General features: G+C 75.8%; 5 protein-coding genes. All 5 read right to left on the bottom strand.

Going from position 1 to position 12,784, the window contains the following annotated elements; translation table 11 throughout:
• Positions 1-98: 98 nt before the first annotated feature.
• The 5 genes from ACZ5DC_RS33000 to ACZ5DC_RS33020 all read right to left on the bottom strand — a co-directional run bounded on the left by ACZ5DC_RS33000 (position 99) and on the right by ACZ5DC_RS33020 (position 12,726).
• On the bottom strand, positions 99-3,107 hold the full coding sequence (locus tag ACZ5DC_RS33000) for a lantibiotic dehydratase (RefSeq protein WP_468658854.1): 3,009 nt from the start codon (positions 3,105-3,107) through the stop codon (positions 99-101).
• A gap of 83 nt (positions 3,108-3,190) precedes the next feature.
• A complete protein-coding gene (locus ACZ5DC_RS33005; protein WP_468658856.1) occupies positions 3,191-6,421 on the bottom strand; it encodes a non-ribosomal peptide synthetase in 3,231 nt (1,076 codons plus the stop codon).
• Positions 6,418-9,636, bottom strand: coding sequence for an AMP-binding protein (locus ACZ5DC_RS33010; protein ID WP_468658858.1), 3,219 nt, complete (start codon positions 9,634-9,636; stop codon positions 6,418-6,420). The genes ACZ5DC_RS33005 and ACZ5DC_RS33010 overlap by 4 nt, the downstream gene beginning before the upstream one ends.
• Before the next feature lie 13 nt (positions 9,637-9,649).
• Positions 9,650-10,936 (bottom strand): MFS transporter, encoded by a 1,287-nt coding sequence (locus tag ACZ5DC_RS33015; RefSeq protein ID WP_468658860.1) that lies wholly within the window; start codon positions 10,934-10,936, stop codon positions 9,650-9,652.
• An 80-nt stretch (positions 10,937-11,016) separates the two neighbouring features.
• Positions 11,017-12,726, bottom strand: coding sequence for a carbamoyltransferase family protein (locus ACZ5DC_RS33020; RefSeq protein ID WP_468658862.1), 1,710 nt, complete (start codon positions 12,724-12,726; stop codon positions 11,017-11,019).
• Between the last annotated feature and the right edge of the window lie 58 nt (positions 12,727-12,784).

Below are 12,784 nucleotides of genomic sequence, written 5' to 3' on the forward strand. Positions count from 1 at the left end.
CACGCGACCGTGCTGCCGGCGGACCCGCGCTCACGGGTCGAGCCGCCCGGCCCTCGCCCCACCTCCGGGCGGCATCACATGCGCGAGGTGACCGGGCACTACCGGGAGCGGGCCCGGGTGGCGACGAACCGTAGTTCGCTGGTGTAGCGGGCTCCGGCGGCGTCCGGCAGCCAGAGCCTGTCGGGCCCCGGGTACATCTCCGTCAGGGTGACGGTGGCGTCCGGGCCGTCCGGCACCGCGCGGACCGTCTTGGCCATCAGGTTCACCAGTGCGAGACTGCCGAAGTCCCCTGCTATCGGTTTCAGTTCGTGCGGTACCCGGTAGAAGACCCGCTCCGGCAGCCCCAGTTCGGCCCGCCACCGGCGGGCCGCCGCGAACCGGGCGGCCTCGTCGGTCTCGTGGACCCACGCCAGCCCGGCGGCCGGCACCGACCACGACTCACGGCTCACCACCAGCCGGCCGACGGTCACCCGGGGGCGGTGCGGAGCCCGTGCGAACGGGCTGAACGCGCCGGCCACCGCCGCGCTCAGGAACTCGCCGACCGCCTCCAGGAGGGGGATGCGCGTCCCGTCGTCGGCGCGGACCACCAGTCCGCCGTCCTCCCGGTGTACCCGCAGTCCGCCCGCAGGCAGCGGCGTCCCCGGCACCTCGGCCGCGTCCTGCCCCTCCGCCCACGACCAGTAGCGGTAGGTCGGCGACAGCAGCGCCGACGGGGGCGCCAGCCGGGAACTGACGAACAGCGAGTCCTTCGGCGGCACGGCGTACACCCGGCGGCCCGCGTAGTCGGCTTCCGCCGCCCGCAGCAACCGCTCCGGATCAGGGTGCCGGTCGACGAAGGCGCGGCCCTCCACGGTGTTGGTGGCCACGTGCAGTTCTCCGAGCACGCCCTCCCAGTCGCCGTCGGCCACCGCCCGCGGTCCCGTCGCCGCGATCATCAGGTCGGGGCAGTGGTGCGTCGCGGCGGCCCAGGGCGACGGCCCCGCCGGGAACTCGCGCGCCACACCCGCGGCGAGGGCGGCGGCCTCCACCGTGTGGCACGAGGTCTCGGGCAGCGGCAGCACCCGCCGCCAGCGGTCCTGGAACTCCGTGACGGCCCGCTCGACCGGCGGGGGCACGCTGCGGTGGCCGGTGGACAGCTGGTCGGCCGCCAGCGCCACGAGCCACGCCAGCGGGACGCCCGTCGCGCCGGTGCGCCGGGTCTCACGGTCGTACAGGCCGTCGAAGAGGACCCGGTAGCCGTCGGCGACCCGCCGTACCAGCCAGTCGGCGCTGTCCAGGAGGAGTCCGAGGGGCGTGGCCAGTTCCGACAGGAAGCGGGTGCCCAGGCCGACCTGGACGTCCCGGGTGGTGTCCTCGTAGACGAGGGTGCGGCCGGCGTAGTCGGCGCCCGCCCTGCGGGTCGCCTCCCGCGTGGTGATCTCCTCGAACGCACCGCGCAGCGCGGTCAGCGCCGGGTCCAGCCGGACCGGGTCGCCGGCCGCGGCGGCGACGTCCTGCCGCAGCCGCTCCATTCGGTCTATGGGGGCGAGGGCGCGGGACCGCACCTCCGGATCGCCGATGCGGGCCACTGCGCTGCGCAGGGTGCGTTCCGGACGGGCCTCGACGGGGCCGGTGAGGTCGAGGCGGACGATGCCCTCCTCGTGCAGCCGTACGAGGACCGGCAGGGCGGCCCGTGGGCCGCCGGGAGCGGCGGCGGTCACCTCGGCGGTGGTCCGCCGCCCGTCGATCAGCCCGAGCAGCGCCAGTTCGTCGTCGGTGAGGTCGCGTGCGGGACGACGGGGGCGCAGCACCGTGCGTCCCCGCCGGGCGTGCGAGGCGACCGGGCGCGGCACCAGCCAGGGCAGCACGCCGGGCGTCCGGGCGACCGCTGCGGCCAGGGCGTCCACCGCCCAGTTCTCGAAGAACGTGTGCCGTTCGGCGGTCAGCGCCGGGCCGGGACGTACCGTCAGCGGGTCGTCGGCGTCGGTGCAGCGGGCCCAGCCGACGGGCCCGAACCAGCCGATGGTGTCGTTCTTCAGGGTGTATCGCTGGAGGTAGGAGGCGACGACGAGCTCGTTGCGGCGGCCCTGCGCGTTGCGCGGGCCGCCCGTGGCCGCCTTGTCCAGGTGGTGGTGGGCCACGGCCTGGTTCTGCCAGAGCACGGCCTCCCGGAAGGCGGCCGTTCCGGCCGTGCGGCGCACCGCGGCGCGCAGGTCGTCGACGGCCCGGTCGTAGGCGCGCTTGTAGTCGGCCGCGGCCGTGGGGTCGCCGTCGGCAGCGAGGTCGGCCGCGGCGGCGAGACCGGGGCTGGCCAGGGCCGTGAGTTCGGAGGCGGGGAAACCGGCGCCGCGCAGCATCACGTCCCGCCACACGGACCAGCCGGTCGTTCCCAGAGGGGCGAGGTGCGCGGGCCGGGCGGGCGGGGGTTCCCCGGCCCGCGACACCAGCTCGGTGCGCTCCCGCCCGGTGGCGGCCGACCGCAGCCGGGCCTCGAACACCCAGTCCGTGACGGGGTTGCCGCGGCTCCACAGCAGGCGCCCGCCCGTCAGGGCGTCGCCGCGTGCGGCCAGTCCGGCGTGCCAGCCGCGGAACTCCGGCGATCGCCACAGGGCGAGCGGGACGTGCCGGTCGGCGCCCTCGCGGCGGTCGCCCGGACCGGCCAGGGCGAGGGCCGCCGTGACCGCGCCGGGCAGATCGTGGGCGACCGGGACGGCGAGCAGCTCCGCGAAGTGCAGCAGGTACTCGTTGCGCTGGGCGCCGGGCGGGGAGCCGAGCACCGCGCGCCCCGAGTCGTGCCAGGCACCCCACTTCACATTGGTGACCAGGCCGGGCAGGGTGGCCAGGTCCCGGGGTACGTAGAAGAGGATGGCGTCCGCCGCGTGCATCGCCGCCTCCTCCCACGCGACCTGCTGCGGGTAGGGCGGCTCGGACTGACCCTCGGGGGCCTCGGGCAGGAAGACGGCGAGCCGGCCGTCGCCGGTCCAGCGCTCGCGCAGCAGGCGTTCGGCGTGCGGGCGCCAGGAGTCCAGGGCGGGGTCCCTGGGTGTGGGGCCGCACAGGTAGAGGGACACGGACCAGTGCTCGGGCCAGGGCTCGCCTACGTGGACCACGGTGACGTCGCCGGACACGGGGGCTCCTCTCGGGGAAGCGGGAAAGACGGACGGGGGAAGGGAGGAGGGCGGGCGGCGCGGTACGGCGCCGCCCGGGCCGGTCAGCCGGTGCCGGCGGTGGCCTGGTCGGCGAGGGCCCGCATGTCGGGCAGGTCGAAGACGTCCTCCACCTCCAGGTGGAAGCCCTCGGCCCGCACGAGCGCGGTCAGCCGGAGCGCGGTGAGGGAGTTGCCGCCCAGGTCGAAGAAGTTGTCGTGGACGCCGACCGGCCGGTGGAAGATCTTCTCGGCGGCGGCGAGGACCGCGCCCAGGGCCGGGTCCGGCGCCTCGTCCGTGGCGCCGGATCCGGGCGCGCCCGCCTCGCCGGGGGCGCCGTCGGAGACCGTCGGACCGGCGTCGGACACCGCACCGCCCGCCGCGGTGGCGGCGGCGCCGGGAGCGCCGGGGCCGGCTGCGGCCGCCTCACAGGCGGCCCGCACGGCGAGCCGGTCCGACTTGCCGTTGGTCAGCCGTGGCAAGGCGTCCAGGACGACGAGTTCGACGGGCAGCATCGCCTCCGGGACCTCGGCCGCCAGCAGCCGTCGTGCTTCCGCCGGGTCGAAGGACGCGGGGTCGGCGACCGTGACGGCGGCGGCCAGCCGGATCCGTTCGGGATCGCCGGCGTCCAGCACGACGGCGACGGCCTCGCGCACGCCCGGCAGGACCAGCAGCCGCTGCTCCAGTTCGCCGGGTTCCACGCGGTGGCCGCGGATCTTCACCTGGTCGTCGTCACGCCCGCAGAAGTACAGGCGCCCGTCCGGGCCCGAGCGCACCAGGTCCCCGGTCCGGTAGGCGCGCGCCCCGTCGGCCGTGGCCACCGTGGTGAACCGCCGCCGGGTCGCGTCCGGGCGGTTCAGGTAGCCGGACGCCACCGAGTCGCCGATGACGAGGAGTTCACCGACGACGCCCTCGGGCACGTCGTGCCCGTAGGGGTCCGTCACCAGCACCCCGCTGTTGGGCAGCGGCCGGCCCAGGGGCACGTCGGCGCCCTCGTCGCCGCGGACCACGTGGTAGGTGGCCCAGACGGTCGCCTCGGTGGGACCGTACATGTTCACGAAGACGGTGTCGGGGTAGGCCGCGCGCAGCCGGGCCAGGAGCGCGCCGGGCAGCCGTTCACCGCCCAGCAGCCAGTAGCGCGGCACGACGTCCCACCGGCCCTGCGGGTGGCCCAGTTCCCTCGCGGTCAGCAACTGCGCCGCCCGCGCGGGCGTGCACTGGCGGTGCTCGAACGGACGGCCGTCGGCGGGGTCCTCTCGGGCGTCGGGCGAGCGGAGCTGGACGTGCCGGCCGTGCGTGAGCGGCCAGAACATCTCGACGTAGGAGATGTCGAACGACGGCGAGGTCTCGGCCAGCCAGTCACCCTCCGCCGCTCCCGGCAGAGCGAGTGTCATCGCCCGGAGAAACCCCGCCAGGTTGTGGTGGGTGACCGTCACGCCCTTGGGGCGGCCCGTGGTGCCCGAGGTGTACATCAGGTATGCGGGCTCGTCCGGTGCCGGACCGCCGCCGGGGAGCGCGTCGGCGCCGGCCGGTTCCGGGGGCAGGGCGTCGGTGGTGACGACGTCCCGCTCGGGCGTATCGGCGAGGAAGGGCGCGTCGGACATGCCGGGGGCGCACACCACCAGCGCGGCTGTGGAGTCCGCGAGCACGAACCGGTTGCGTTCGGCGGGGCCCCGTGGGTCCACCGGCACGTAGCACAGGCCCTCCTGCCAGACCGCCAGCGCGGTGGCCACCTGCCAGGCGTCGAGACCACAGGCGGCCGCGACCCGCGAGCCGCGCGGGAGTTGCCGGGACCGCAGCACGGTCCGCACCCGGTGCACGGCCGTCGCCAGCTCGCCGTGGTTCCAGGTGCGTTCCGCGTCGCTGAGGGCCGGAGCGCCGGGGGTGCGGGCGGCGGCGCGCTGGACGAGTTCGACGACGGAGGGCGTCGGGGCGCCTGCCGTCGGCGGGTGACCGCCGAGGCGCCGCCGCACCTCGGCGATGTTCCCGGCGTCCAGCAGGGGGAACTCCGCGACCCTCCGGTCGGGCCGGGCGGGCAGCTCGGTCAGGGCCTGTACGACGGCCGAGGCGAGCTGTGGGGCAGGCGGCCAGGGGACGAGCCCGCTGCGCCAGTCGAAGAGGATCAGTCCGTCCTCGGGGCCGAGCACCACCTCGACGTTGAGCGGGGCGCCGGGTTCGGCGGTCCGCCGGGTAGCCGTCGCGCGCTCGTCGGTGCCGGGTGGCAGCGAGCCGTCGCGGAAGGCGAGCACCAGATCGGCGTAGGCACGGTCGCCGGGACGGGCGACACCGTCCGCCGCGGCGAGGTCGCCGACGGACGCGAACTTGCGCCCGTGCAGGGCCAGCGACTCGGCGCGAACCCGGTCGACCAGTTCGCCGAAGGTGTCGCTCCCGGAGCACGGGATCACGGTGGGCACGACGTTGAGGTAGAGACCGACGGCGTCGAAGCCGACGGCCCGCAGGTCGCGCAGGGTCATCGGGACGCCGACGACGGGAGTGCGGTCCGGCGCCAGCCGGTGCAGCGCGGCCAGGACGGCGGCGTGCGCCACGGAGACGGCCGAGGCGCGGGCCTGCCGAGCCGCCTGCCGCAGCGCCGCGACCGTGCCGGGGGCGAGCCGCACCGCGTGGTGCGCACGTTCGCGGGGGTCTGTGCCGGGACGGCTCAGCAGCGGGGCGTCCGCCGCGCCGGAGCCGGCCGGACGGGACGGCGCCTCGCCCCGCGGACGCGGCGCCGGCGGCCGGCGGGAGGCCTCCAGCAGCGCCTCCTGCGCACGCCGGTAGTGGTCGCCGTCGTCCTCGGGGAGGGCATCGGGGTGTGCGAGGAAGTGCCGCAGCGCCCGGCCCAGGAGCAGCACGGAGTGCTCGTCGACGAGCGCGTGGTGCACGCGCAGCGCCAGCACCGGGCTGCTGCCGCGCAGGTCCAGACGGGCCGTGAGCAGCACAGGTCCGAACGGTGCGAGACCGTCCGCGTCCGGGTCGGCGTCGCCGAGGGTGACCCGGACGGTTTCCTCGGGCAGGTCGTCGTACCCGCGCAGTTCCTGGACGAGCCCGTCGGAGGTGTCGTGGAAGCGGACGCGCAGGGCCGCCGCCGAGCGCAGCAGCGCGGTCCAGGCACGCTGCGCCTCGGCGAGGCCGACCACGCCGTCCGCTGCCCCGGCGCCGTCGCCGTCGCCGTTCAGCGGGATCCGGACGGGCAGGGTGCCGACCCGGTGTCCGTCGGACAGCAGTGAGGCGATCAGCTGGGACGCCTGGTACGGAGTCGCTTCCAGCGTGGGCGCCGGATGCCGGGCGGTGTTCATCGGGTCTCCTCGCCGGCCGTCGTCTCGTCGAGCACGGAGCCGATCAGCCGGTAGACCAGGTCCAGCCGCTCCCGCCGGGACAACGGTGCGAGAGCGGGCCACAGCACCTCAAGCGCGGCGCTTCGGCCGTGGGTGCGCGCGGTGGCGTCGGCGGGTGCGGGCCCGGCCGGCGTGGGCGCCGCGGTCCCGGCCCCCCGCCCCTGTGCCGCCAGTTCCGTCAGGCGGCGCTGGTCCACCTTGCCGCTGGAGTTGTACGGCAGGGCGTCCGGGTGGTGGATCGTCAGGTGGCGCAGCTGCGCGGGCAGGGCCGCGCGGATCGCCTCGTCGGTCGCGTCCGGGTCCGTGCCCGCGGCGAGAGTGACGAACAGGTGCAGCCGCGGTCCGGTGGCCGACCCGGTCGTCAGCGCCACCGCTTGCTCGACGCCGGGCCTGCGCAGCGCGACCGCCTCCGCCTCGCCGAGTTCGAAGCGCACCCCGGCGAGCTTGAACTGCCGGTCCTGGCGCCCCGAGTAGTGCAGCCGGCCGCCGCTGTCGAGCTGGACGAGGTCACCGGTGCGGTAGACGAGCGCGCCGTCCTCGGCGTGCGGGTCGGCGACGAAGCGCGCGGCGGTCTGCCGGGGCGCGTTCGCGTACCCGGTGGCCACCCCGTCCCCGCCGACCCAGAGTTCGCCCTGCTCACCCGGTGCGGCGAGGGCGCCGTCGGGGGTGACCACGCGCGTGTAGCCGTAGGGCAGGGCGCGGCCGATCGGGGGCAGCCCGGTGCCGCCGGGGTCGACCCAGCCGGCCGTGGCCACCACGGTCGTCTCGGTCGGGCCGTACATGTTGAGCACCTCGAACGGCGTGTCCTCGGGGAGCGCGTGCAGCCGGTCGCCACCGGTGGAGATGCGGTCGAGCCGGCTGCCGGCCGGCTTCGGCACCCGGACGAGGAGTTCGGCGATGGGGGTGGGGACGAAGGCGCACTCGACGCCCGTCTCGGCGAACCAGTCCGCGAGACGTTGCGGATCGGCGCGGAGTCCGGCGGGCGCGAACCGGATGCGCGCGCCGGCGTACAGCCCGGACCACACCTCGAACGCGGAAGCGTCGAAGGCCGCGTTGGCGAGCTGCCCGACGGCGGTGCCGGGGCCGATCCGCAGTTCGCGGGCCGCCCAGTCGGCGAGCCGGTCCAGGGCGGATCGGGGCACCATGACGCCCTTGGGCTCACCGGTGCTGCCCGAGGTGAACATGACGTAGGCGGGGACGGTGCCGGCGGTTTCCGGCACGGTGTCCGGGGCGAGGACGGCGGACCAGGAGGCGACGAGTCCGGCCCAGTCCACCCGCCGCGGCGCGGTGTCGGGCCCGTCGAGCGCGGCGACCCGGTGGTCGGGGACGCCGGGCAGCCGGACGACGGTGGTGCAGCGGGCCTGGGCGACCATGGAGGCCAGCCGTTCGTCGGGCTGTCCGGCTTCCAGCGGGACGTAGGTGCCGCCGGCGTGCAGGACGGCGTAGGCGCAGGCGAAGAAGTCGGGGGAGGCCGTCCCCAGGATGCCGACCACCTCGCCGGGCCTGTCCAGCAGCCGCCGGGCGGCCTCGCCCCAGGCCGCGAGCCGGCCATAGGTGATCCGGCGTTCGCCGTCGTCGAGCGCGACCGCGTCCGGGTCGGCCGCGGCGCGCTCGGTCACCCGGGCGACGAGCTCGGCCGCGGGCGGGGTCCGCCGCTCGGGCAGCAGCTGGACCCAGGTGCGCAGCCATTCCACGGTCCCGGTCCACAGTGCCCACAGGTCGTCGCGGCCGACGGCGCCGTCCTGGGCCTCCATCAGCAGTTCGACGCGGGTGTCGTCGCCGGTGCCGGAGGTGACGGCGATGACGTTGACGGGGAACTTGGCGGCTCCGTTGAACACGCCGAGTTGGACCCGGGCGGTGACACCGGCCAGTTCGACCTCGCGTTCGACCTGCTGGTGCATGCTGAACGCGGCCCGGACCACGGCGCCGTCGCCGCGTCCGTCGGTGCCGCCGACGGCCTGGACGACGTCGGGCAGGGGGACGGCGGAACGGTCCATCGCCTCCCGCAGGGCGCTCCGGGTGCGGCGCAGGGTGGCCTCGGGCAGCTCGCCCGGGCGCCGTTCGACGACCACGGGGACGGTGGACACGAACATGCCGACGGTGTCCTCGTGGCCGGGCGGCCGGTTCTCCACCGCACTGCCGAGGACGGCGGCGCCGACCCCCTCGTACTGGGTGAGCGCCTGGGAGAACGCCGTGAACAGGGCGGTGAACAGGGACACGGACGCCCGGCTGGCGGCCGCCCGGACCTCGCGCAGCAGGGCGGGCGGCACGGGCAGCCGCAGGAAGGTGTCCCGGCCGGTGGTGGCGAGACCGCCGTCGAGGATGTGGCCGGCGGCCTTCGCGACGCGCTCGGCGACCTCGCGGACCTCGGCGGGGTCGGTGGGGGTCTGGGCGGCGGCGTAGCCGAAGTAGCGGGTGTCGGGCGTGTCGGTGTCGTCGTGGAGGCTGCCGAGCAGGGCGATGAAGGACTTGCCGTCGTGAATGAGGTGGTGCTCGGTGTGCACCAGCACCGCGCGGCCGTCGGGGAGCCGGACCAGCACCCAGCGCAGCAGCGGGCCGGTCCGCAGGTCGAAGGGGCGGTCGGCGCCACTGAGCCGGACGAGTTCCTCCGGGGACGCCGTCGCCTCGGGGAGGTCCACGACGGTGAGGTCGGTCTCGGCGTCGGTGACGTCGGCGCCGGGTACCACCTGCCAGGGTTCGCCGTCGTCGAAGACCAGCCGGGTGCGCAGTACCGGGTGGCGGCGCAGCAGCCGGCGGAGCAGTTCGCGCAGGGCCGCGGGCCGGGGCGCCTCGGCGAGGTGGAACAGGGCGTGGAAGACGTAGCGGGAGGAGTCCGGGTCGAGGAGGGACTGGTACCAGATCACCCGCTGCTGCCAGGTGAGGGGCGCGCGGTCGGCGGGCGCGGGGTCCGCGGCGTCGGCGGCCGGGGCGGTGCGGGGGCGGGCGGCGAGGTCGTCCAGGAGGTCCCGCACGCTGGCCGTGTTGAGCAGTTCGTGGGCGCCGACGTCCAGTCCGTGGGCGCGGCGCATCCGCAGGGTGAGCTGGGCGGCGTCCAGGGAGCTGCCGCCCATGGCGGCGAACGATCGGCCGAGCGGTTCCCCCGGGGCGAGGCCGAGGGCCTGCCGTACGTCGTCGGCCAGGCTTTCCACGACGGCGTCAGCCGTGTTCGTTGTCATGCTTCGCTCTCCTTCACGAGTTGCGTTCGACGGCCTCGTCCCGTGCGGGACGCGGGGAGTCGTCGGGCGGTGGTGGGGTGTGGTGGGCCCGGGCCGGTCGCAGGGCCAGCCGGACGGCCAGCAGGAGCACCGGTACGGCGGTGAGGGCGACCAGCACGGCCGTGGAGGCCCGGCGTGCCGCGAGGCCGAAGGTCAGGAAGACGCAGAGTGCGACGGCCTGGGCGCCGAGACCGGCGACCGAGGTGACCGTGGCCCGGGCCGGTCCCGAGATGGCGTGCTGGAGCCGGTTGTCGGCGACGACCTGGGCCAGCCGGAGCACCCAGTAGAACGCGGCGATGCCGAGGAACCCGGCCGGGCGGCCGGTGAGCGCGCCGGCGGCCAGGGCGGCGCCGCCCGCGCCGAGCAGTACGGCCAGCAGGCGGTCGCCGGCGCCGGCCAGGCGTCCCCCGGCGAAGCCGCCCGCCGCCATCGCCGCCCAGGGCAGCAGCATGAGCAGCGGTACGGCCGCCGCGGGCGTGCCGGCCTCGCGGGCCAGCACCGGAACGTACTCGTCGACCACGGCGAGGCCGGTGAGGCCGGCGGCCAGCAGGACGGCGGAGCGCACCCGCGGTTCGCCGCGGGCCTCGGCGAGGCCGGAGCGCAGCACGGCCAGATAGCCCTCGGGGGACGCGCCGGGAGCCGGGACCGGGTCCGCGGACGGCTCCGGCGCGGCGGCCTGAGCCGGACCGGGGGTGCGGTGACCGAGGGCGAGGGCGGTGGGGACGGCGAGCAGGGTGAGCAGGACGGACACCCAGCCGGCGGCGGGGTAGCCGCCGAGCAGGACCAGCGGGGTGGCGGCCAGGGAACTGGCCGCCACCGAGCACGCCTGGACGGCGGCCACCCGGCTGCTGACGTGGGCGTACCGTCCGGCCCTGCCCTCGGCGGCCAGCCCGTCGTAGAGCAGGGACTGGAGCGTCCCGGAGGTGAGGGCGGTGCCCGCACCCCACAGGACGAATCCGGCCGCGAACGAGCCGAGCGTGGGCAGCGCGGTCCACAGGGCGAACCCGGTGCACTGCGCGAGCGCCGCGGCGGCGAGCACGCGGTGGCGGGGGAAGCGGTCGGCCAGGGCCCCGGAGGGGATTTCGCAGAGGAAGGTGGTCACCGTCCACACCGCGAAGAGAACCGACAGTTCTCCCGTGGCGACCCCGTGCGAGGTCATCGCCAGGGCGTAGACGGCGTGCAGCGGGAGGAGTTCGGTCAGGCCGGTGTACAGGTACACCAAGCCGACACGGAAGGGGCCGGAGGACGGCGGCTGGGACATGCGGACCTAATAAGGCATGGAAGGACGCTAGCACGAGGGCGTCCGGCGGACAGGGCGGTCGGCGGCGCGGGCCGGTGGAGTCAGTCGGTGCGCCGGATCAGGAACGGGCCCAGCGCGAGGGCGTCCAGGGGGCTTCGGGCGAAGGTGGCGAGCGCATCGGCGGGGGTCCACACGACCGGCTCGTCGCGGCCGTTGAACGAGGTGTTGAGAACGACCGCGTGGCCGGTGTGCTCGGCGACCCGGCCCAGCAGCCGGTGGTAGAGCGGGTCGTCCTCGGCGGTGACCGTCTGCGGACGGGTGGTGCCGTCGACGTGGATCACCGCGGGCATCGCGGCCCGTCCGGCGTCGGGCACGGGGGTGGTGACGATCATGTAGGGCAGCGGGGTGTCGTCGCCGAGCAGGGCGCCGGCCTCCTCCAGGCGCATGCTGGGCGCGAACGGCCGCCACCACTCGCGGTCCTTGACCGTGAGGTTGATGCGGTCGCGCTTGGCCACCGGGAACGGCGCGGTCACGATGGAGCGGTGGCCCAGGGCCCGGGGCCCGCCCTCGCCGCGTCCCTGGTGCCAGCCGACGATCTGGCCGCGGCCCAGCAGCCCGGCCACCGCGTCGGCTATGTCGTCGTGCTCGGTGTGGCGGACGCCCTGCCGGTGCAGTTCCCGGCGGACGGCGTCGGCGTCCCACTGCTCGCCCCAGGCGAGGGATCCGGTCATCGGCGTGATGGTCTCGCCGTGCTGGGCGGCCACCCAGCCGGCCGCGCCGAGGCTGACGCCCTGGTCGCCGGCGAGGGGCTGCACGAACAGGTCGCGGACCTCGGGCAGTCGGGCGAGTTTGCCGTTGAGGGTCGCGTTGAAGCCGACGCCGCCGGCCACCAGCAGAGTGTCCTGGCCCGTCTCGCGGAGCAGCCGCCGGGCCATCGCGATGACCGAGCGCTCCAGCGCCTCCTGGGCGGTGGCCGCGAGGTCCCGGTACTCGTAGGGGTCGCGTTCGGTGCGCCGGACGAAGCGGCCGCGCTCGCGGTCGTAGTGGCGGCTGGTGCGGTTGGGCGGCAGCGCGCTGGTCTTCTCCAGGTGGGCGAGCCACAGCCGCAGGGTGTCCGCCTCCTCGTCGGTGCTGCCGGTGGACAGCAGGGAGCGCGGCACCGGTCCGACGGCGTAGCCGTCGTCCTGGAGGCCGAGGCCGCCGCCGAAGGTCAGGTCGCCGGGGGTTCCGTAGGGGGCGAGCCCCATGGCCTTGCCGGCGGCGTCGGCGCCGAGGCCCGCGTACTCGCAGACGGCGGCGTAGAAGTAGCCGAGGGACCAGCCGGGCGGGACGGTTTCCAGCACCTTGAGCTCGCCGCCGGTGGCCGAGGCGAGCGTGGCGCTCTCGCACTCTCCCTGGCCGTCGAGGACCAGGACGGCGCCCTGGTCCCGGCCGGAGAAGTAGTAGGCGCTGGCCGCGTGGGCGGTGTGGTGCGGGACGAACACCAACTCGGGGTCGCGGCCGCGCGGGTACAGCTCCCGCGGGAAGAGGAAGTCCAGGGCGGTGGCGCTGTCGGGGAACCAGTCCAGGCCCCGCCGGGTGAGCAGCGACGGCATGTCCCAGCCGTGGGCGACCACGTCGATGTCCTCCAGCGTGAGGCCGCCCTCCTGGAGGCAGAACGCGGCGGCGTGCAGCGGTGCCTCACCGTAGCCGTGCTTGTGCCTGGTGAAGCGTTCCTCCTCGGCGAAGGCCACCATCTTCCCGTCGACCAGGAGACAGGCGGACCCGTCGTGGCTCGCGCCCGGCCAGCCATTCACACCCAGAATTCGCATGGCAACTCATTCCCTTCGAACGGACCATGGGCCCGGTAATTGACGGACGACGACCGGT

The sequence above is a fragment of the Streptomyces sp. NPDC031445 genome, assembly GCF_055581365.1.